This is a genomic window from Thioalkalivibrio sulfidiphilus (assembly GCF_000377945.1).
GTDB classification, from domain to species: domain Bacteria; phylum Pseudomonadota; class Gammaproteobacteria; order Ectothiorhodospirales; family Ectothiorhodospiraceae; genus Thioalkalivibrio_A; species Thioalkalivibrio_A sulfidiphilus_A.
In genome coordinates, this window is record NZ_KB898949.1 from 1 (window position 1) to 21412 (window position 21412).

The following is a 21412-nucleotide window of genomic DNA, read 5'->3' on the forward strand; positions in this document are numbered from 1 at the left end:
GAGCTCTCGCCCCTGTGGGAGATGTACCAGGAAGGGGTGGACCTGAAGAGTGTGCAGTGGGTGGCGCATTAGGCGCCACCCACAGTGGCAAGTGGCAAGTGGCTAGTCTCAAGGAACTTCCTTGCCACTAGCCACTTGAGACTTGCCACTGATAACAGATGCTGATTTGTCCTCCCCTGCTGAGGGAAGGACGCGAAAACAAACCCGGAGGTGACGTATGGCCTACAGCGACAAAGTGCTGGATCACTATGAAAATCCCCGCAATGTGGGTTCCCTGGACAAGGCGGATCCGAGCGTGGGCACGGGCATGGTGGGTGCGCCGGCCTGTGGCGACGTGATGAAGCTGCAGATCAAGGTCAACGCCGAGGGCGTGATCGAGGATGCCAAGTTCAAGACCTACGGTTGCGGCTCGGCGATTGCCAGTTCGAGCCTGCTGACCGAGTGGGTGAAGGGCAAGACGCTGGATGAGGCGGCTGCGATCAAGAACACGCAGATTGCCGAGGAGCTGGCGCTGCCGCCGGTGAAGATTCACTGCTCGGTGCTGGCCGAGGACGCCATCAAGGCGGCCATCGCCGACTTCAAGCAGAAGTCCGGTGCCGAGGAGCCCGCCAAGAAGACCGCCTGAGCGGTTTTCCTGGCGTGACCTGAGCAAAACAGCGCGTATCAACACCAGATGTAGCAAGACGAGTTAGGAGTCATCATGGCCATCACACTGACCGACAGCGCCGCCGACCGCGTCAAGACCTTCCTTGCCAAGCGTGGCAAGGGGCTGGGCCTGCGCCTGGGCGTGCGGACCACCGGTTGTTCCGGCATGGCCTATGTCATCGAGTTCGCCGATGAGCTGGACGAAGGCGATACCGTGTTCGAGGACAAGGGCGTCAAGGTGATCGTCAACCCCAAGAGCCTGGTGTACCTGGAAGGCACGGAGCTCGATTTCGCCCGCGAAGGCCTCAACGAGGGCTTCAAGTTCAACAACCCCAACGAGAAGGACCGTTGTGGCTGCGGCGAGAGCTTCAACGTCTGAGGCGCATGGCGCGCCGGTGATCCCCGTGAACCTGGACTTCAGTCAGAACCATTTCGAACTGATGGGTCTGCCGGTGAGCTTTGCGCTGGACCGTGCTGCCCTGGAGGACGCCTACCGGCGACTCCAGGGGCAGCTGCACCCGGATCGCTTTGCCCAGTCCGGTGATCAGGAACGGCGCCTCGCGGTGCAGGGGGCGGCCTGGGTCAACGAGGCCTATGCCACCCTCAAGGACGACACCCGACGCGCCCGCTACCTGCTGACGCTCAAGGGCGTGGAGTTCAACGACGAGCGCGACACCGCCAGCGATCCGGCCTTCCTCATGGAGCAGATGGAACTGCGCGAGGCCCTCGAGGAGGCGCCCGAGGCCGCCGATCCCCTGGGCCGGCTGGATGCCCTGAGCGGTGACATCGCCGCCCGCCGCAGCGCGCTCTCGGCGCAGTTCGCCGAGGCCCTCGATGCGGATCGTGTGGACGAGGCGAAGACCCTGGTGCTGAAGATGCGCTTCTACGACAAGCTGCGCGACGAGGCCAGGCGCACCGCCGAGCGCCTCGAAGACGAATTGCTTTGAAACCCTACGAGGTGCGGGTGGCGTGTAGGCACTTGTATCTTGCCACTTGCCTCTTGTCTCTAGAGATTTAATTCATGGCCCTGTTGCAGATCTCCGAACCCGGCATGTCCACCAACCCCCACGAGCACCGGCTCGCGGTGGGCATCGACCTGGGTACCACCAATTCCCTGGTGGCCTCGGTGCGCAGCGGCATGGCCGAGACCCTGCCCGATGCGGAGGGCAGGCACCTCCTGCCTTCCGTGGTGCATTACAGCGCTGACGGCGTGACCGTGGGCCACGAGGCCAAGCGCCGCGCCGCCCTGGACCCGCTGAACACCATCGCCTCGGTGAAGCGCCTGATGGGCCGTGGCGTCGAGGACCTGAAGACCCTCAACGGCCACATCCCCTACGAGTTCGTGGCAGGCGAGGGTGGCGTGCCGCGCATCCGCACCGCCGGCGGCGACGTGACCCCGGTGCAGGTCTCCGCCGAGATCCTGAAGGTGCTGCGCGAGCGCGCCGAGGCGAGCCTGGGCGGGGAGTTGTCCGGTGCGGTGATTACCGTGCCTGCCTATTTCGACGACGCCCAGCGCCAGGCCACCAAGGACGCCGCCACCCTGGCGGGTCTCAACGTGTTCCGCCTGCTCAACGAGCCCACGGCGGCGGCCATCGCCTACGGCCTGGACAAGGGCCAGGAAGGGGTGATCGCGGTCTATGACCTGGGTGGCGGCACCTTCGACATCTCCATCCTGCGGCTGTCCAAGGGCGTGTTCCAGGTGCTGGCCACCGGCGGCGACAGCGCCCTGGGCGGCGACGATTTCGACCGCGCCATCGCCGAGTGGATCATGCAGGAGGCCGGCATGGCCGGCGAGTCCGATCACCAGCGCATGCGCAAGCTGATGATGGACGCCTGCGCCGCCAAGGAGGCGCTTAGCGACAGCGACGAGACCGAGCTGAGCATCCAGGTGGCCGGCGACCAGGTGTGGAACGGCTGCATCACCTGCGAGCAGATGAACTGTCTGATCGAGCCGCTCATCAACAAGACCCTGGCCGCCTGCCGCCGCGCCCTGCGCGACGCCGGCGTGGAACGGGACGAGGTGATCGACGTGGTCATGGTGGGCGGTTCCACCCGGGTGCCCCATGTGCGCCAACGGGTGGCGGAATTCTTCGGCCGCGAGCCCCGGGTGGACATCGACCCGGACCGGGTGGTGGCCGTGGGCGCCGCGCTGCAGGCGGACGTGCTGGCCGGCAACAAGCCCGACGAGGAGATGCTGCTGCTGGACGTGATCCCCCTGTCGCTCGGCATCGAGACCATGGGCGGCCTGGTGGAGCACATCATCCCGCGCAACACCACCATCCCCGTGGCCCGCGCCCAGGAATTCACCACCTTCAAGGACGGCCAGACCGCCATGGCCCTGCACGTGGTCCAGGGCGAGCGCGACGTGGTGGACTACAACCGCTCGCTGGCCCGTTTCACCCTGCGCGGCATCCCTCCCATGGTGGCCGGTGCCGCGCGCATCCGGGTCACCTTCCAGGTGGATGCCGACGGACTGCTCAATGTCAGCGCCCGGGAGGAGCTGAGCGGCGCCCATGCGTCCATCGAGGTGAAGCCCTCCTACGGGCTCACCGACAGCGAGATCGAGACCATGCTGCGGGATTCCATGAGCCATGCCCGCGAGGACATGGAGGCCCGCCGCCTGCGTGAACAGCAGGTGGAAGCGGACCGGGTCATCGAGGCCCTGGACGCGGCCCTGGCCGCCGACGGCGAGGCGCTGCTGGAGGCCGCCGAACGCCAAGCCATCGACGCGGCCCGGGAGCGCCTGGTGGCCGCCCGCGCCGACGGCGACGCCGAGACCATCAAGCGCGCCATCCAGGGCGTGGAGAAGGCCGGAGAGGCCTTCGTCGCAAGGCGCATGAACCAGAGCATCCGCAAGGCCATGGCCGGTCACCGGGTTGAAGAATTCGAGTAAGGCCCTATTGAATCGGGGGCCGGGAGCGCGCAGACATCCCGGCCATACAAGACACTGACTGCAACGAGATCACCATGCCCCAGATCATCTTTCTGCCCCACGAGGACATCTGTCCGGAAGGCGCCGTGATCGATGTCGAGCCCGGCACCACCATCTGCGACGCCGCGCTCGCCCACGGCATCGAGATCGAACATGCCTGCGAGAAGTCCTGCGCCTGCACCACCTGCCACGTGTACGTGCGCGAAGGCGGCGAGTCCCTGGAGGACCCCACCGAGGACGAGGAGGACATGCTGGACAAGGCCTGGGGCCTGGAGCCGGACTCACGCCTCTCCTGCCAGGCGCGGGTGGACGACAAGGACCTGGTGGTGGAGCTGCCCAAGTACACCATCAACCAGGTCTCCGAACATCACTGATCCCGGAGTCATGCCATGAAGTGGACCGACACCCTCGACATCGCCATCGCCCTGGACGAAGCACATCCCGACGTGGACCCTACCCGGGTCAATTTCGTGGACCTGCGCAACTGGATCATGGAGCTGGACGGCTTCGACGACGACCCCGCCCACTGCGGCGAGCGGATCCTGGAGGCGGTGCAGATGGCGTGGATCGAAGAAAAAGGATGAGGGATGAAGGATTAATGAAACCACCCTCACCCCGACCCTCTCCGTGTGGGAGAGGGGGGGAGTAGGATGGGCACGCTGCGCTTTGCCCATCCTACAGACTCCCAACCTTCATCCTTCATCCTTAACTACCCCCTTTGCCAAACCCCTGTCCGGACGGTTAAAATGCCCTGATAGTGGTGGGTTGGGGTGCCACTGCCCGCATCCGTCGTCACCTGAGCCGATTTACGACAAACCCGCGCGACCACGCGGGTTTGTCATTTGAACTTTCAACACTTCAGTCCGGAGTCTTTACCATGGCCGTTGAACGCACCCTCTCCATCATCAAACCCGATGCCGTCGCCAAGAACGTGATCGGCGAGATCTACACCCGTTTCGAGAAGGCCGGTCTGAAGATCGTCGCCGCCCGCATGATGCACCTGTCCCGCGAGCAGGCCGAAGGCTTCTACGCCGTGCACAAGGAACGTCCCTTCTTCAAGGACCTGGTGGACTTCATGATCAGCGGTCCCGTGATCGTGCAGGTGCTGGAAGGCGAGAACGCCGTGGCCCTGCACCGTGACATCATGGGCGCCACCAACCCCAAAGATGCCGCTCCCGGCACCATCCGCGCCGACTTCGCCGAGAGCATCGACGAGAACGCCGTGCACGGTTCCGACAGCCTGGAGAATGCCGGCAAAGAGATCGCGTTCTTCTTCAAGCCTGAAGAGATCTGCGCCCGCACGCGCTGAGCACCCGACACACCGGGCGGCGGCCCTGTGCAAGCCGCCGGTGTGCTCCGGTCAGGATGTTGCAGGGCGGAGGTAGCGAGTACCCGATGACTGACAGCCCGAAGACCAATCTGCTGGGCATGACCCGGCAACAGCTGGAAGGCTTCTTCACCGCCATGGGGGAGAAGCCTTTTCGCGCTGTACAGGTGCTGAAATGGATACACCAGCACTGGGTGGAAGACTTCCAGGACATGACCGACCTGTCCAAGGCGCTGCGCGAGCGTCTGGCCCAGGTGGCGGAGATCCGTGCCCCAGAGGTGGTCTATGACCAGGCCTCCGCCGACGGCACCCACAAGTGGCTGCTGCGCCTGGACGACGGCAACTGCATCGAAACGGTGTTCATCCCGGAGAAGGACCGCGGCACCCTATGCGTCTCCTCCCAGGTGGGCTGCGCCCTGGACTGCACCTTCTGCTCCACCGCCCGCCAGGGTTTCAACCGCAACCTCTCGAGTGCCGAGATCGTTGGCCAGCTGTGGCTGGCCAACCGCCGCCTGGCGCCGGAGCGCAGCGTGGCCGGCAAGGCCCCGGAGCGGGTGGTGAGCAACGTGGTGCTCATGGGCATGGGCGAGCCGCTGCTCAACTTCGACAACGTGGTCGATGCCATGCGCCTGATGCTCGACGACAACGCCTACGGCCTGAGCAAGCGCCGGGTGACCCTGAGCACCTCGGGCATCGTGCCCGCCATGGACCGCCTCAAGGAGACCCTGGACGTGGCCCTGGCGGTGAGCCTGCACGCGCCCAACGACGCGCTGCGTGACAAGCTGGTGCCCATCAACCGCAAGTACCCCATCGCCGAACTGCTGGACGCCTGCCGCCGCTACGTGCGCGAGGAGCGCCACCACCAGCGCATCACCTTCGAGTACGTGATGCTGGAAGGGGTCAACGACAGCCCTGAGCACGCCCGGCAGCTGATCGCCCTGCTGCGTGACGTGCCCTGCAAGATCAACCTGATCCCCTTCAATCCCTTCCCGGAGACCCGCTATCGTCGTTCCGGGGATGCCGCCATCCGGCGCTTCCAGGAGATGCTGGCCAACGCCGGCTACACCACCATCACCCGCCGCACCCGAGGTGACGACATCGACGCCGCCTGCGGCCAGCTGGTGGGTAAGGTGGCCGACCGCAGTCGTCGTGCGCTGCGTTTTGCACGTCTCGAAGGAACCGGAGGTACCGCACCATGATGCATGTCTCGTGGCACCGTTGGACCCTGTTGGGATTGCTGTTCGCCCTTCTGCTGGGCGGCTGCGCCTCACAGCCCACCACCGAGAGCCGCGAGCGCGACCGGCGTGCGGCCGCCATCAACGTGGACCTGGGTCTGCACTACCTGTCCAACAACAATCTGGAGCAGGCACGTATCAACCTGAACCGGGCGCTGGAGATCGATCCGCGCTATTCCCAGGCCCACAGCGCCTTCGCGCTGCTGCAGGTCCGGCTCAACAACCCCGAGAACGCCGAGCGTCACTTCAAGCGCGCCCTGGAACTGGACGCGGAAGACTCCTTCACCTGGAACAACTACGGCAGCTTCCTGTGTGCCCAGGGGCGCAAGGCCGACGCCCAGCGCGCCTTCGACAAGGCCCTGGCCAATCCCTTCTACCGGACACCGGAGCAGGCCCTGACCAATGCCGGCGTGTGCGTGATGGAGACCGGTGATAACGCCAAGGCGGAGGAATACCTGCGCCGCGCCCTGGACAACAACCCGCGCTACACCCCGGCGCTGCTGGAGATGGCGCGCCTGACCTTCCAGGCGGAGCGCTACCTGCAGACCCGCGCCTTCCTGTCGCGCTTCACCGCCGAGCAGGAGCACACCGCCGAGACCCTGTGGCTCTGCTACCAGGCGGAAACCGCCATGCGCAACCACGAGGCGGCGGGCAACTGTTCCGTGCGCCTGAAGGAGCGTTTCCCGGATTCCCGCCAGACGGCAGCGCTGCTGGAGCTGGAACGACGTGGCCGCTGAGCGCGACGCAGACACCGGGCAGGAGAGCCGCCGCCAGATGCCCGGTCCTGGTGCCGAGTTGCGCCGGGCCCGTGAGGCCGCGGGCCTCAGCACCGGGGAACTGGCCAGCCGCTTGCACCTGGGCGTGGGGCTCATCGAGGACCTGGAAGGGGACCGTTACGACAGCCTGCCCGAGCCGGCCTACGTGCGTGGCTATCTGCGCGCCGCTGCCCGTGCCCTCAACATCGACGCCGCACCCCTGATCGAGGCCTACGACGCTCAGGGTCTGTCCGAGCCCAAACTCGATGTCCCGCCCGCCGTGGCCCGGTCCGGCGTGGCGCCGGCGAACCGGGGGCACCGCCGTGCGCCCTATCTGCTGGGCCTGCTGATCCTGGTGGCGCTGGCGGGCCTGATCGCCTACGGCTGGTTCGAGGGGCAGGACGTCCTCACGGGTGCCCGTGACGCGGAACCGACCACCCGCGCGCCCCTGGCCCTGCAGACGCCTGCGCCGCCGGAGCCGATCCTGCGCGCGGAACCAGATGCCGCGATGCCCGAAACACGGCCGCCCCTGGCAGGAGACGCCGAGCCCTTGCTGCCAGAGACCCACATGCCCGTGGAAGAGCCGCCCGTGGAGCTGGCACCGGCACCGACGCCCGCGCCACCCCCGCCAGCACCGAGGGCTCAGCCTGCACCCGCTGCGGCGCCGGCTACCCCGCCAGCCGCGAACGGCAGCGTGCTGGTGCTGCGTTTCGCCGAGGACTCCTGGGTGGAGATCAACGACGCCCGTGGCGAAAGCCTGCTGGTGGGGCTGATGCGCGAAGGCACCGAGCGGCGCCTGGAAGGGGTGCCTCCGTACCGGGTGTTCCTGGGCAACGCCCCGGGCGTGCGCATCGAGCACGATGGCAGCAGCTACGATGCCGCGCGCCATGCCCGCGCCGACAACACCGCCCGATTCACCCTCGAACGACCCTGAGCCTCAGGGTACGCATTCCCGGATCACGAACCCGAACACCATGTCCAAGACCCTGCAATCCATTCGCGGCATGCACGACGTGCTGCCCGCCGATACCCCCGCCTGGCAGTGGCTGGAAACCGCCGCCCGCGAGCTGCTGGCCGGCTACGGCTATGAAGAGATACGCATGCCCATCGTGGAGCAGACGGAGCTGTTCGCCCGCTCCATCGGCGAGGTCACCGACATCGTCGAGAAGGAGATGTACACCTTCGAGGATCGCAACGGCGACAGCCTGACCCTGCGTCCGGAGGGCACCGCCGGCTGCGTGCGCGCCGGCATCGAGCACGGCCTGCTGCACAACCAGCAGCAGCGGCTCTGGTACATGGGCCCCATGTTCCGCCACGAGCGTCCCCAGAAGGGCCGCTACCGGCAGTTCCACCAGATCGGCGTGGAGACCTTCGGCATGGACGGCCCCGACATCGATGCCGAGCTGATCATCCTGACCGCGCGCCTGTGGCGTGTCCTGGGCCTGAAGGACGTGCGCCTAGAGATCAACTCCCTGGGCTCCACCGAGGCCCGTGCCGCCTACCGGGAACTGCTCATCCAGCACTTCGAGGCCCACGCCGAGGTGCTGGACGAGGACGCCAGGCGGCGCCTGCACAGCAACCCGCTGCGCATCCTGGATAGCAAGAACCCCGCCATGCGCGAGGTGATCAGGAGCGCCCCCAGCCTGCTGGACCACCTGGATGAGGCCTCCCGGGCGCACTTCGAGGGCCTTCAGGCCCTGCTCACGGCGGCGGGCATCGAGTTCACGGTGAACCCGGCCCTGGTGCGCGGACTCGATTATTACTGCCGGACCGTGTTCGAATGGATCACCGAGTCCCTGGGTGCCCAGGGCACGATCTGCGCCGGAGGCCGGTATGATGGCCTGGTGGAGCAGCTGGGCGGACGGGCCACCCCGGCGGCGGGTTTCGCCATGGGCCTGGAACGTCTGCTGGCCCTGGTGGAGGCGGGCGGCGCGCGTCCGCCGGCACCGAAACCCCACGCCTACCTGGCCCTGGCCGGGGAGGGCACCCAGGCCGAGGGCCTGCGCCTGGCCGAGTCCCTGCGCGATGCGCTGCCGGGCCTGCGCCTGGTGGTCAACGGCGGCGGCGGCGGTTTCAAGGCCCAGATCAAGCGCGCCGACCGCAGTGGTGCGGATCTCGCCCTGATCATCGGCGAGTCGGAGCTGGCCGAGGGCACCATCTTGGTCAAGCCCCTGCGCGAGGCCGGCGGCGAACAGCAGGCAGTGCCGAGGGACGGGCTCGCGGAGTTTCTGCGGGCGCGGATTGGTTGAAAGGATTGTTTAGCCACAGAGGTCACAGAGACAAGATCCTGTAGGTCGGGCTTCAGCCCGACTATCGCAGTCTGATCAGGACACCGTTGTGTCGGGCTGAAGCCCGACACCCACGAGGAAAGAACTGTTGAGTTCTCTGTGTCCTCTGTGCCCTCTGTGGCAAAAAACGCATTTGATCTTCCTGACGCCAATAGTGTCAGTGACAAACAACAGCAGCAAGTGGAGAAGGCTCAGTGAGCGAGTACACGACAGACGAGGAAAAGGTCGAGGCCATCAAAAAATGGTGGCAGGAAAACGGCAAGGCAGTGATCGCCGGCATCGTGCTGGGCGTGGGCGGCCTGTTCGGCTGGCGCTACTGGGTGGACCTGAACGAGACCCGCGCCGAGCGCGCCTCGGACCTGTTCCTGGCGGTGGATCGCGCCTCCCGTGCCGGTGATCTGGAACAGGCCCGGCAGCAGGCGGACCTGTTGCGCGCCGACTATGCCAGGACCCCTTACGCGCCGCTCGCGGCACTGGAACTGGCCCGCCTGCAGGCCAGTCGCGGCGAACTGGATTCCGCCGAGGAGAACATGCGCTGGGCCATCGGCCAGGGGCGCAGCGAGGAAGTGACCTGGACCGCGCGGGTGCGCCTGGCCCGGGTGCTGGTCGCCCTGGAGCGTGCCGACGAAGCACTCGAAACGGTGGCCGGCAGCCATCCCCAGGGCTTCGAGGCACTGGTGGAAGAGGTGCGCGGCGATGCCTGGCGCGCCAAGGGCGATCGGGATCAGGCCCGCGCCGCCTATGACCGCGCCATCGCCGCCTCCATGGGCGGCACCGAGTTCCTGCAGATGAAACGCGACGACGTGGCGGTACCCGGCGCATGAGTTTCATGAGCACAATCGCATCCCGGTCCTCCCTGTGGGTGGTGCTGCTGGTGGCGGCGCTACTGCTGGGCGGCTGCGGCACATTCTCCCGGGACAACACCGAGCCGCCCGCGCCGCTGCCCGATTACACCCGGACCGTGTTGCCCTCGACCGTGTGGAATCGCGATACCGGGGCCGGTATGGGCCGGTTCTACGTCTACCTGGTGCCGATGCGCTTCGGGGACGCCGTGTACGTGACCGATGCCGAGGGTCGTGTCACGGCGGTCAACGCCGAGGACGGCCGGCAGCGCTGGTCCGTGAACCTGTCGGTGCCGGTCACCGGCGGCGTGGGCGGCGGCGACGGCCTGGTGATGGTCGGCACGGCCAAGGGCGAGATCATTGCGCTCGACATGGAGACCGGCGAGACCCTGTGGAGCCGGCGCCTGTCCAGCGAGGTGATGGCCATCTCCAGCGTGAGCCAGGACCGGGTCGTGGCGCGCACCAACGACGGGCGCGTGCACGCACTGCACGCCCGCACCGGCGAGCCGGACTGGCTGGCGGGACGCACCACCCCGGCGCTGAGCCTGCGCGGCGTGGGCCAGCCGGTGATGGTGCCGGGGCGCGTGATCGTCGGCTTCGACAACGGACGCGTGCTGAGCCTCGGCCTGGGCCGCGGCAACGTGCTCTGGGAGACGGCCCTGGCCGTGCCCAGTGGCCGCTCCGAACTGGAACGCATGGTGGACGTGGACGGGCACATCGTGGTGGCCGATGGCCGCGTCTACGCCGTCGCCTACCAGGGGCGCGTGGCGGCCCTGAGCCTGGCCGACGGCCGTACCCTGTGGGAGCGCACCTTCTCCTCCTACCGGGGCCTGGCCGTGGGCGACAACCAGGTGTTCATCACCGATGCCGAGGGCCACGTCTGGGCCCTGGACCGCAACAGCGGCGGCACCCTGTGGCAGCAGGAACTGCTGCGCCTGCGCGGCGTGACCGCGCCGGTGGTGCTGGGTGATCACGTGGTGGTGGGTGACTACGAGGGCTACCTGCACTGGCTGTCCCGGGAGGACGGCAGTCTGGTGGGCCGTCTGCGCACCGATTCCTCCGGCCTCATGTCACGGCCCATCGTGCACGAGGGACGACTGTACGTGCTGGGTAACGGCGGCAGGCTTTCCGCCGTGGTGCCTGAAGGTGGCCGACGCGCCCGCTGGTCGGACAGCGAATGATTTTCTCCCCGTGGATCCGTTTCCACGGGGATCACTGACAACGGACCACTGACAACGCCATGCTTCCGGTCATCGCCTTGGTGGGCCGCCCCAATGTGGGCAAGTCCACCCTCTTCAACCAGCTGACCCGTTCCCGGGATGCCCTCGTGGCAGACTTCCCGGGCCTGACCCGTGACCGTCAGTACGGCCCGGGCCGGGTGGGGGGTTTCCCCTACATGGTGGTGGACACCGGCGGCCTGTCCGGCGAGGCGGAGACCCTGGACAACCTCATGGCCCGCCAGACCCAGCAGGCCATCGACGAGTCCGACGTGGTGCTGTTCCTGGTGGACGGCCGCGAGGGACTCACGGCGGCGGACCAGGCCATCGCCCGGTCCCTGCGCACCCAGGGCAAGAAGGTGCTGCTGGTGGTCAACAAGACCGACGGCGTGGACGCCGAGCAGGCCATGGCCGAGTTCCATGCCCTGGGCTTCGGTGCCCCGATCCCCATTGCGGCGACCCATGGACGCGGCGTGCTGGGCCTGATCAACGCCGTGCACGCGCTGCTGCCGGAGGTGGAGGAGACCCTGGCCGAGGCGGAGCGCTGGCCGGGCATCCGCATCGCCTTCGTGGGCCGACCCAACGCCGGCAAGTCCACGCTGATCAACCGCATCCTGGGCGAGGAGCGGGTGGTGGCCACCGAGATCCCCGGCACCACCCGGGACAGTATCTTCATCCCCTTCGAGCGCGACGGCCAGCAGTACACCCTGATCGACACCGCCGGCGTGCGGCGCCGTTCCCGGGTGCACGAGGCCATCGAGAAGTTCAGCGTGGTGAAGACCCTGCAGGCCATCGACGCCGCCCACGTGGTGGTGATGGTGCTGGACGCCCGGGAGGGCATCTCCGAGCAGGACGCGCACCTGCTGGGCGTGGTGCTGGATGCCGGCCGCGCCCTGGTGGTGGCCATCAACAAGTGGGATGGCCTGGATCCTGACCAGCGTGACCGCATCCGCCACGAGCTGGACCTCAAGCTGCCGTTCCTGGATTTCGCCGAGAAGCGTTTTATCTCGGCGCTGCACGGCACCGGCGTGGGCGACCTGTTCGCCCACGTGAAGCGGGCCTACGACTCCGCGTTCATCAAGGTCTCCACCAACCATCTCACCAAGCTGCTGGAAAGCGCCATGGTGGCCCACCAGCCGCCGCTGGTGTCCGGTCGTCGCGTGAAGCTGCGCTACGCCCACCAGGGTGGCCAGAACCCGCCGATCATCGTCATCCACGGCAACATGACCGAGCGGTTGCCCGGCAGCTACAAGCGCTACCTCACCAACCATTTCCGCCAGCACCTCAAGCTGGTGGGCACCCCCATCCGTCTCGAGTTCAAGACCGGCGAAAACCCCTACGCCGGCAAACGCAACGTGCTCACCCCGCGCCAGCAGTACAAGCGCAAACGCATGATGCGACACGCGAAGAAGAAGTGAGGCGTGAGGGGGTAGGCGTAAGGTGCGGGAGAGTAGGCCGGATAAGCGCAGCGCATCCGGCGACTGGATCTTCCCTGTAGGAGCGGCGACCCCGCCGCGAACAGCGGAGCATTCCCGTGCACCCATCGGCCCGTGGTCGGGCCTCCTACAGGATCTGCAAATTCAGCTCACTCCGCGCCTCCGCGTCTCTGCGGCAATCCCTTCCTCAGCGAGTAAAGAACAACTCCGGATCCACCGGCGTCCGATTGAGATACACCCCCCAATGCAGGTGCGGACCCGTGACCCGGCCGGTCATGCCCATGGTGCCGAGCCGCGCACCGCGTTCCAGCCGTTGCCCTTCCTCAACGCCGATGCTGTCCAGGTGCGCGTAGAAGCTCAGCAGACCGTGGCCGTGGTCCAGCATCACCGCCTTGCCGGCATAGAAGAAATCCCCCGTGAGGATCACCCGCCCCGGTGCGGGCGCGTGGACGGGCGTGCCCACGGGCGCGGCGATGTCCAGACCGCTGTGGGGATTGCGTGGCTGATCGTTGATGAAGCGGCGCAGGCCGAAGCCGCTGGAGAAGCGACCCTCGGAAGGCACGGTGAAACCGAAATCGGGCGTTGCATCCGACCAGGTGGCCAGGGCTGCACGGATGCGCACGCGGTCCGCCTCGATGCGCTTGAGATCATCGGGTCCCGGGCTCACCATGCGCTCCTCGCGGATGGTGATGCGGCTCTCGGCATAGTCCCGATGCTGCACCGTGAAGCCGTGCCGCGAGCGACGCCCGTCGGGCCAGGTCACTTCGATGCGCTGCTCTCCTGGCTCAAGGGACAGGGGCAGACCGACCACCGCGCGCCAGCCGTTCTCTGTGCGCACCACCGCGACCCGTTCACCGTCGAATTCTGCCCGGGGCGCATCTTGCGATGGGCCCAGGTCCAGGATCGCCACGCCGCCCGGTGCGGGCAGGGCGGTGGGCAAGGCCAGCAGCAGGGAGGGGGAGAGGCAAAGCAGCAGGAACAGGAGCGAGCGCATGGCGTTCATGCTATCACGGTGCGGTGTCCGACCCTGTGTAGCGGTAGGAGGAAGCATTGATTTGTCACAGAGAGGCCACAGAGAGGTCACAGATATCAAAGAGCGTTAAAGGCGCTTTTGGTGTAGATCCGGCCTCAGCCCGACGCCGGAGGTTGCAGAAGTCGCGCATGTCGGGCTGAAGCCCGACCTTGTATGTTGAGCAGGTCTGGTTTGATTGGGCGGCAGTTTGGGACATCCATAATCCATGATTCTCTGTGACCTCTGTGCCCTCTGTGGCAAGACCCTCTCGATTTGAACGGGTGAAAAGACCTCACCAAACCCGTGCTAGCATTGCGCCATGAAACGCCCGGCGGCAGTTTGGGACATCCATCAACGGCAGTTTGGCAGTTTGGGACATCCATAACCCATGATTCTCTGTGGCCTCTGTGCGGCAGTTTGGCAACGGCAGTTTGGGGGCAGTTTGGGACATCCATAATCCAGGGGGGGCAGTTTGGGAGGGGGGGCAGTTTGGGACATCCATAATCCATGATTCTCTGTGACCTCTGTGCCCTCTGTGGCAAGACCCTCTCGATTTGAACGGGTGAAAAGACCTCACCAAACCCGTGCTAGCATTGCGCCATGAAACGCCCCGCTCACATCGCCCGCCGCATGGCGGACATCGAACCCTTCCACGTCATGGACCTGCTGGCCCGGGCACGCAGGCTCGAGGCCGCCGGGCGAAGCATCGTGCACCTGGAGATCGGCGAGCCGGACTTCCCAACCCCCGAGCCCATCATGGAGGCGGGGCGACGGGCCCTTGCCGACGGCCACACCCACTACACACCCGCCGTGGGTCTGCCGGCCCTGCGCGAGGCCATTTCCGGGTTCTACCAGGATCGTTACGGGGTGGAGGTCTCGCCGGAGCGCATCATCATCACCCCCGGTGCCTCCGGCGCCCTGCTGCTGGTCATGGCCGTGCTGCTGGACCCGGGTGACCAGGTGCTCATGGCCGATCCCGGTTATCCCTGCAACCGTCATTTCGTGCGTACCTTCGAGGGCGAGCCGGTGTCCGTGCCGGTGGGTCCGGAGACCGCCTACCAGCTCAATGCCGGACACCTGGAAGCACATTGGGGCGAGCGCACTGTGGCGGCCCTGGTGGCCTCGCCCGCCAACCCCACCGGGACCCTGGTGCCCCGCGCGGAGCTTGAGCACATGGCCGATGCGGTCGCCAAGCGCGACGGGCGCCTGATCGTGGACGAGATCTACCACGGCCTGGTCTACGGCGAGCCCGCCGCCACGGCCCTGTCCATCTCCGACGACGTGTTCGTCATCAACAGCTTCTCCAAGTACTTCGGCATGACCGGTTGGCGCCTGGGCTGGATCGTCGCCCCCGAGGATTACGTGCGCCCCATCGACAAGCTGGCCCAGAACCTGTTCCTGGCCGCGCCCACGCCGGCCCAGCACGCCGCGCTCGCCGCCTTCCGCCCCGAGACCCTGGAGATCCTGGAGGCCCGGCGCGAGGCCTTCCAGGAACGCCGCGATTTCCTGCTGCCCGCGCTGCGGGAACTGGGTTTCGGCATCCCGGTGACGCCCGAGGGCGCCTTCTACATCTACGCCGACAGTCGCGCCTTCGACACCGACAGCCAGCGCCTGGCGGAGCGCCTGCTGGATCAGGCGGGCGTGGCCATCACCCCGGGGCTGGACTTTGGCCACCATCGGCCACAGGACCATGTGCGCTTTGCCTACACGCGGGAGATTGCCGTGCTGGAGGAGGCGGTGGCGCGCCTGCGACGTGCCCTGGGGTGAAGTGACATCGGCATCGTCCCCTGCTGTTCCTTGAGTACCTCCCTGTCCCTGATTCTTGAACTACGCTTCTAGTTGTTCCACGGCAATGGCGTCCTGTCAGTCAGCAGGGCAAATGGATGTTCAATCTCTCAAGGGGAGTGTGTTCATGGGCATGTTGAATGACTTCAAGGAATTTGCCGTCAAGGGCAATGTGGTGGACATGGCGGTGGGTATCATCATCGGCGTGGCGTTCGGCAAGATCGTGTCTTCGTTCGTGTCCGACGTGATCATGCCGCCGCTGGGCCTGCTGATCGGCGGGGTGGATTTCAGTGACCTGGCCATCACGCTCCAGCATGCCGGGGAGGGGGTGGCGGAAGTGACGCTCCGCTACGGCGTGTTCCTGCAGGCCATCTTCGACTTCATCATCATCGCCTTCGCCATCTTCATCGCGGTCAAGGCCATCAATACCCTGAAGAAGAAGCATGAGGCGGCCCCGCCGGCGGCCCCGCCCGAGCCTTCCAACCAGGAGAAACTGCTCGCCGAGATCCGCGACCTGCTCAAGCAGAAGTGATCCTGATCCGAGGCCCGGAGGTCCCTCCGGGCTTTTTATCCTTGGGTTCGACAACGACATCCCTGACTCCCGCCAGGTGCTGGCGACGCTGATCGGCTTCTGGCGGGTTCGTTCGCTGGCGGGCCTGCTGCTGGTGCCTTGCCTTGCCTGGCCTGGGTCAGCTTTGCTGCCGTGCTCAGTTTCACGATCTGGCGGCTCAATCCTGCGTTGCTGGGATAAGGACCGGGCGTCCGGTCAGGAGCACCCGCCCGGATGTTGCATGAAGGGATTGCGATTGATGGTGGTCGCTTGGTCTGCATCGCGCCGACGTCATCCAGTAGAAGTCTATCCGTAGGGCGGGCCATGCCCGCCGGAGGGCGCACCCGCCGTCGAGAGGCGGCCACGGGCCGCCCTATGCAGGCTGGTGGCCTCGCGGGGCGGGCGAGGAAAGCGCATGCGTCGCTGCTTCCGGTGGGGTGCCGGATGCGGCTGCGCCTTATCCGGCCTACAGCACCCAGGCGAGCACGGCGGACAGGCTGAAGATGCTCAGCAGGTTGGCGATGAACACGATGGAGGCCACGCGCTTGGGCTCCTGCTGGAACTTCTCGGCCACCATGTAGTTGAGCACCGCCGGCGGCAGGGCGGCGAAGATGAACAGGTAGGCCAGCTGCTCCGGGCTCAGGGTGAGCCAGGGGTAGAGCAGCCCGGCGATCACCAGGCCACTGACCGGCGCCAGCACCGCGCCCCACAGGCCCAGGCGCCAGTCGCTGAAATCCGCATCCACCATGCGCACCCCCAGGGTGAACAACATCAGCGGGATGGCGATCTGCCCCACCATCTCGATGGGCACCGCCGCCACCGATGGCACCACGAAACCCGACAGGCTCACCGCGATGCCGGCGATGCTGGCCAGGATCATGGGCGTGCGCAGCACGTTCCAGAGGTTTGCCCTGTGGTTGACCATGTACATGCCCGCCGTGAAGTGCAGGGTGTTCTCCACCAGGAACAGCACGATGGCGGCGGGCAGGGCGGCCTCGCCGAAGGCCAGCAGCAGGATGGGGATGCCCATGTTGCCGCTGTTGGTGAACATCATGGGCGGCACGAAGGTCTTCCAGTCCACCCTGAGCAGGCGCACGAAGGGCAACACCACCAGGCCGGACCCCAGCACCACCAGGGTGGCCGCCAGGGCCAGCTGGGAGTAGTCGGCGATCTGGAAGCCCTGGGCCGACAGGGCGCTGAAGATCAGCGCGGGGGTGAAGATCTCCATGTTGAGCCGGTTGGCGGTGTCGATGTCGGTGGGGAATCGACGGCCGTAGAGGAAACCCAGGGCGACGATCAGGAAGACCGGCAGGACGGTGTTGAGGACGGGGATCAGGTTCATGTTCGGCGTGCCAGGGAGAGCGGCGCGGCATGGTCGCCCGCGTGCGGATCAGTTCGCCGGCTGGTCGAGCAGCGTGATCCAGTGCACCACGGGGACGTCGCTCCCCGAGGCCAGATGGGTCTGACAGCCGATGTTGGCGGTGGCGATCAGTTCGGGGCCGTTGGCCTGCAGTTTGTTGAGTTTGTCCTCGCGCAGGCGCCCGGCGATGTCGCCCTGCAGGATCGAGTAGGTGCCGGCAGAGCCGCAGCACAGGTGGCTGTCCGCCACCGGCACCAGTTCGAATCCGAGGCGTGTCAGGATGCCCTCCACCACGCCGCGCAGCTTCTGGCCATGTTGTAGGGTGCAGGGCGGATGGAAGGCGATGCGCTTCCGTGTGACCCGGAAACCGGACAGATCGGCCTCGGCCAGCACCTGGCTCAGATCCCGGGTCAGGGCCGCGATGTGCGCCGCCTTTTCCGCATAGGCGGGATCGTCGGCCAGCAGGGCGCCATAGTCCTTGACCTGCGCGCCGCAGCCACTGGCGGTCATCACGATGGCCTCGGCGCCGGCCTGCACCTGGGGCCACCAGGCGTCGATGTTGCGTCGGATCTGTGCGCGCGCTGCCTCGAAGGCCCCCAGGTGCTGGTCGATGGCACCGCAGCAGCCGGCGGCCGGGACACTCACCAGTTCGATACCCAGGCGGTCCAGCACCCGGGCTGCCGAGGCGTTGATGTCCGGGGACAGGGCAGGCTGCACGCAGCCCTCCAGCAACAGCATGCGCCGGGCATGCTGCCGGCCCGGGCGCCGGGGCGCGGGCCGGGATTCGGGGACCCGGCGGCGCAGGGAGGCGGGCAGCACCGGCCGCGCCAGGCGGCCCAGGGCGAGGCTCATGCCGAACAGCGGCGAGCGCAGGAAACGCCGCAGGGCGCCGCGCAGCAGGCGCTCGCTCAGGGAGCGCTGCACCTGCTGTTCGATCACCTCGCGGCCGATCTCCACCAGGCGGCCATAGCGCACACCCGAGGGGCAGGTGGTCTCGCAGCTGCGACAGGTGAGGCAGCGGTCCAGGTGGCTCAGGGTCTTGCCGGTGGGCGTGTGGCCTTCCAGCATCTGCTTCATCAGGTAGATGCGGCCGCGCGGACCGTCCAGTTCGTCGCCCAGCAGCTGGTAGGTGGGGCAGGTGGCATTGCAGAAGCCGCAGTGCACGCAGGCGCGCAGGATCTGCTCGGCCTCGCGGCCCTGGTGGGTGTCCTTGATGAAATCGGCTAGCTGAGTCTGCATGGAGGGTCAGAAGTCGGAGTACATGCGATGGCGGTTGAAGATGCCGGCGGGGTCCATCGCCTGCTTGAGATTGCGGTGCAGGCGCAGCAGCGCGGGCGTCAGGGGATGGAAGACCTCGCCGGTGTCGCCGTGGCCACGGAACAGGGTGGCATGGCCGCCCAGGGCGGCGGCCCTGTCGCGCAGGACCTCGGCGGGTGCGTCGCTGCGTAGCCAGCGCTGCGCGCCGCCCCATTCGATGAAGGTCTCCCCCAGTCCCAGGGACGGGGCCGCGGGCGGCAGCGACAGCCGCCACAGGGGGCCGGGCCGATCGAAGAACGGGTGGCTGTGCTCGCGTACCGAGTGCCAGAAGTCCCGGGACTCCGGCAGCGTCTGTCCGTCCAGGACCTGCTCGGCGGCCTCCAGTGAGCGTTCGCCGCCGCATACGCGCACGTACAGGCGCTCGCCGTCGTGGGCGGTGGCGGTGATGGACAGGGAGGTGCGTCCCAGGGCGGTGAGCCGGGCGAGGGCGGTGGCCTCGTCCATCTCGAACACCGCCGTGCGTTCGAAGGCGGGCCTGGGCAGGACCTTGAGGGACACCTCCAGCAGCACGCCCAGGGTGCCCAGGGCGCCGGCGTTGATGCGGCTGAGATCGTAGCCGGCCACGTTTTTCATCACCTGGCCGCCGAACGACAGGATCTGGCCGCGGCCGTTGATCAGCTTCACCCCCAGCAGGTTGTCGCGCACGGCACCGGCGAAGGCGCGGCGCGGCCCGGACAGACCGCTGGCCACGGCCCCGCCGATGGTGGCGCCCGCGCCGAAGGCGGGGGGCTCGAAGGGCAGTTGCTGGCCATGGTCGCGCAGGCACTGTTCCACTTCCGCCAGGGGCGTGCCCGCGCGTGCCGTGATCACCAGTTCGGTGGGTTCGTAGCTGACGATGCCGCGGTGCCCGACCATGGACAGGGGCTCGCCCTCGCCGCGCAGGCCATAGAAGTCCTTGGTGCCGCCGCCGCGGATCAGCAGCGGCGTGCCGGATTCGGCGGCGGCCCGCACCTGTTCGGCCAGGGCCTGGCTCAGATCGGCGTCGTGCATCAGAACCTCGGGATGTCCGGGTGGGGCAGCTGCCCGTGGTGCACATGCATGGCGCCGAATTCCGCGCAGCGGTGCAGGGTCGGCACGGCCTTGCCCGGGTTGAGCAGCCCCCGGGGATCGAAGGCGGCCTTCACCGCGTGGAACTGGGTCAGTTCGTCCGGCGTGAACTGGGTGCACATCTGGTTGAGCTTTTCGATGCCCACGCCATGTTCGCCGGTGACCGTGCCGCCGTACTCCACGCACAGCTCCAGGATCCTGCCGCCGAAGTCCTCGGCCCGTTCCAGCTGCCCGGGGGTGTCGGCATCGTAGAGGATCAGAGGGTGCAGGTTGCCGTCGCCGGCGTGGAACACGTTGGCCACCCGCAGTCCGAATTCACCGGACATCTCGCCGATGCGTCGCAGGATCTGTCCCAGGTTCTTGCGCGGGATGGTGCCGTCCATGCAGTAGTAGTCCGGCGACAGCCGGCCCACGGCGGGGAAGGCGGCCTTGCGTCCGGCCCAGAAGCGCAACCGTTCCTGGTCGTCGCCCGCCGTGCGCACCTCGGTGGCGCCCTGGGCGATGAGCAGATTGCGCACCTTCATGATGTCTTCCGAGACCTCGGCGTTGGTGCCGTCCAGCTCGCACAACAGGATGGCCTCGGCCTCCACCGGGTAGCCGGCGTGCACGAAGTCCTCGGCGGCACGGATGGCGTTGTTGTCCATCATCTCGAGGCCCGCGGGGATGATGCCCGAGCCGATGATGGCGGCCACGGCCTCGCCGGCCCGCTCCACGCTGTCGAAGGCGGCCAGCAGCACCTGGGCCCGTTCGGGCCTGGGCAGCAGCTTGACGGTAATCTCCACGATCACCCCGAGCATGCCCTCGGAACCGGTCATCAACGCCAGCAGGTCGTAGCCGGGCGAGTCCAGGGACTGGCCGCCGAGGGTGATCAGTTCGCCATCGATGGTGACCACCTTCAGTTCCAGGATGTTGTGCACCGTGAGACCGTACTTCAGGCAGTGCACGCCGCCGGCATTCTCCGCCACGTTGCCGCCGATAGAGCAGGCGATCTGGGAGGAGGGGTCGGGGGCGTAATAGAGACCGTGAGCGGCGGCGGCCTCGGAGATGGCCAGGTTGCGCACGCCGGGCTGCACGCGGGCAGAGCGGTTGTCCGGGTCGATGGCCAGGATGCGGTTGAACTTCGCCAGGCCGAGCAGCACGCCGTTGGCCAGGGGGAAGGCCCCGCCGGAGAGCCCGGTGCCGGCACCGCGTGCCACCACGGGCACCTGGTGTGCCTGGCACAGGCGCAGCACCTGCTGCACCTGTTCGATGGTCTCGGGCAGCACCACCAGCATGGGTTTGCGACGGTAGGCGGACAGGCCGTCGCATTCGTAGGGGCGCAGGTCCTCGTCGTCGTGGAGCACGCCGTGGGACGGCACCACGTCAAGCAGTTCACGGATCAGGGCGTCACGCTCCCGGGCGCTGACCGCGCGGGGCTCTTCCAGGTTGGCCGGCCTCAGGGCATCGGCGGACATGGGACTCCTCCGGTCGGCGTCTCCCGGGACGCCGTTGTTATCGGTTTATCGGCCCGTTGGCATTGGTGACCCGCGGGCTCAAGGCGGTGAGGCTGTATGGCGCTGCATGACCGAACAGCGCGATCTGATCGCCAATGGTAGCGCACCCGGCATCGGCAGGCGCGTCTTCGAAGCGGGATGATCACCAGGGAACGGATGTCCCGGCGCCGG

Annotated in this window: 21 protein-coding genes; 16 read left to right on the plus strand and 5 right to left on the minus strand. The window is 67.2% G+C overall.

Going from position 1 to position 21412, the window contains the following annotated elements; all coding sequences use genetic code 11:
• The first annotated feature begins 217 nt into the window (after window positions 1-217).
• From iscU to der, 14 genes are all read left to right on the plus strand, one after another.
• Window positions 218-625: a Fe-S cluster assembly scaffold IscU gene (iscU, locus tag D580_RS0111495; protein WP_018954529.1), complete on the plus strand. Its 408-nt coding sequence runs from the start codon at window positions 218-220 to the stop codon at window positions 623-625.
• Between the two features lie 75 nt (window positions 626-700).
• Window positions 701-1024 carry an iron-sulfur cluster assembly protein IscA gene (iscA, locus tag D580_RS0111500; protein WP_018954530.1) on the plus strand — a complete coding sequence of 108 codons (324 nt, stop codon included), beginning with the start codon at window positions 701-703 and terminating at the stop codon, window positions 1022-1024.
• Window positions 1025-1049: 25 nt separating this feature from the next.
• Window positions 1050-1592, plus strand: a complete 543-nt coding sequence (gene hscB / locus D580_RS0111505; RefSeq protein ID WP_231363545.1) for a Fe-S protein assembly co-chaperone HscB — start codon at window positions 1050-1052, stop codon at window positions 1590-1592.
• Between the two features lie 74 nt (window positions 1593-1666).
• Window positions 1667-3538: a Fe-S protein assembly chaperone HscA gene (hscA, locus tag D580_RS0111510; protein WP_018954532.1), complete on the plus strand. Its 1872-nt coding sequence runs from the start codon at window positions 1667-1669 to the stop codon at window positions 3536-3538.
• Window positions 3539-3612: 74 nt separating this feature from the next.
• Complete coding sequence (gene fdx, locus D580_RS0111515; protein ID WP_012638613.1) at window positions 3613-3951, plus strand: ISC system 2Fe-2S type ferredoxin; 339 nt, start codon at window positions 3613-3615, stop codon at window positions 3949-3951.
• A 15-nt stretch (window positions 3952-3966) separates the two neighbouring features.
• The gene (gene iscX, locus D580_RS0111520) at window positions 3967-4161 is read left to right on the plus strand and encodes a Fe-S cluster assembly protein IscX (protein WP_018954533.1); all 195 of its coding nucleotides are present in this window, start codon (window positions 3967-3969) and stop codon (window positions 4159-4161) included.
• A gap of 293 nt (window positions 4162-4454) precedes the next feature.
• On the plus strand, window positions 4455-4886 hold the full coding sequence (gene ndk, locus D580_RS0111525) for a nucleoside-diphosphate kinase (RefSeq protein ID WP_018954534.1): 432 nt from the start codon (window positions 4455-4457) through the stop codon (window positions 4884-4886).
• An 86-nt stretch (window positions 4887-4972) separates the two neighbouring features.
• The gene (locus tag D580_RS0111530) at window positions 4973-6103 is read left to right on the plus strand and encodes a bifunctional tRNA (adenosine(37)-C2)-methyltransferase TrmG/ribosomal RNA large subunit methyltransferase RlmN (protein ID WP_018954535.1); all 1131 of its coding nucleotides are present in this window, start codon (window positions 4973-4975) and stop codon (window positions 6101-6103) included.
• Entirely contained in the window at window positions 6100-6876 is a 777-nt protein-coding gene (gene pilW / locus D580_RS0111535) for a type IV pilus biogenesis/stability protein PilW (protein ID WP_051081803.1), read from the plus strand. Before D580_RS0111530 ends, pilW begins: the two co-directional genes overlap by 4 nt.
• Window positions 6866-7828, plus strand: coding sequence for a helix-turn-helix domain-containing protein (locus tag D580_RS0111540; RefSeq protein WP_018954537.1), 963 nt, complete (start codon window positions 6866-6868; stop codon window positions 7826-7828). The genes pilW and D580_RS0111540 overlap by 11 nt, the downstream gene beginning before the upstream one ends.
• Window positions 7829-7868: 40 nt before the next feature.
• Window positions 7869-9143: a histidine--tRNA ligase gene (gene hisS, locus D580_RS0111545; protein WP_018954538.1), complete on the plus strand. Its 1275-nt coding sequence runs from the start codon at window positions 7869-7871 to the stop codon at window positions 9141-9143.
• Window positions 9144-9376: 233 nt separating this feature from the next.
• Window positions 9377-10006 carry a YfgM family protein gene (locus D580_RS0111550; RefSeq protein ID WP_018954539.1) on the plus strand — a complete coding sequence of 210 codons (630 nt, stop codon included), beginning with the start codon at window positions 9377-9379 and terminating at the stop codon, window positions 10004-10006.
• On the plus strand, window positions 10003-11205 hold the full coding sequence (gene bamB, locus D580_RS0111555; protein ID WP_018954540.1) for an outer membrane protein assembly factor BamB: 1203 nt from the start codon (window positions 10003-10005) through the stop codon (window positions 11203-11205). Before D580_RS0111550 ends, bamB begins: the two co-directional genes overlap by 4 nt.
• A gap of 59 nt (window positions 11206-11264) precedes the next feature.
• A complete protein-coding gene (gene der, locus D580_RS0111560; RefSeq protein ID WP_018954541.1) occupies window positions 11265-12659 on the plus strand; it encodes a ribosome biogenesis GTPase Der in 1395 nt (464 codons plus the stop codon).
• A gap of 205 nt (window positions 12660-12864) precedes the next feature.
• Here der and D580_RS0111565 read toward each other — a convergent pair whose 3' ends face one another.
• The gene (locus tag D580_RS0111565; protein ID WP_018954542.1) at window positions 12865-13680 is read right to left on the minus strand and encodes a peptidoglycan DD-metalloendopeptidase family protein; all 816 of its coding nucleotides are present in this window, start codon (window positions 13678-13680) and stop codon (window positions 12865-12867) included.
• 609 nt (window positions 13681-14289) lie between these two features.
• Here D580_RS0111565 and D580_RS0111570 point away from each other — a divergent pair.
• Window positions 14290-15456 (plus strand): pyridoxal phosphate-dependent aminotransferase, encoded by a 1167-nt coding sequence (locus D580_RS0111570; protein ID WP_018954543.1) that lies wholly within the window; start codon window positions 14290-14292, stop codon window positions 15454-15456.
• A 145-nt stretch (window positions 15457-15601) separates the two neighbouring features.
• Window positions 15602-16006, plus strand: a complete 405-nt coding sequence (mscL, locus tag D580_RS0111575) for a large-conductance mechanosensitive channel protein MscL (protein ID WP_018954544.1) — start codon at window positions 15602-15604, stop codon at window positions 16004-16006.
• Between the two features lie 484 nt (window positions 16007-16490).
• On the opposite strand, the gene D580_RS0111580 is transcribed toward mscL, so the two are convergent.
• From D580_RS0111580 to D580_RS0111595, 4 genes are read right to left on the minus strand one after another with little or no spacing between them, the layout of a single operon-like run.
• Window positions 16491-17366 (minus strand): AEC family transporter, encoded by an 876-nt coding sequence (locus D580_RS0111580; RefSeq protein WP_018954545.1) that lies wholly within the window; start codon window positions 17364-17366, stop codon window positions 16491-16493.
• Between the two features lie 48 nt (window positions 17367-17414).
• Window positions 17415-18623: a glycolate oxidase subunit GlcF gene (gene glcF, locus D580_RS0111585; protein ID WP_018954546.1), complete on the minus strand. Its 1209-nt coding sequence runs from the start codon at window positions 18621-18623 to the stop codon at window positions 17415-17417.
• Window positions 18624-18629: 6 nt separating this feature from the next.
• Window positions 18630-19691, minus strand: coding sequence for a glycolate oxidase subunit GlcE (gene glcE / locus D580_RS0111590; protein ID WP_018954547.1), 1062 nt, complete (start codon window positions 19689-19691; stop codon window positions 18630-18632).
• The gene (locus D580_RS0111595) at window positions 19691-21202 is read right to left on the minus strand and encodes an FAD-linked oxidase C-terminal domain-containing protein (protein ID WP_018954548.1); all 1512 of its coding nucleotides are present in this window, start codon (window positions 21200-21202) and stop codon (window positions 19691-19693) included. The genes glcE and D580_RS0111595 overlap by 1 nt, the downstream gene beginning before the upstream one ends.
• Between the last annotated feature and the right edge of the window lie 210 nt (window positions 21203-21412).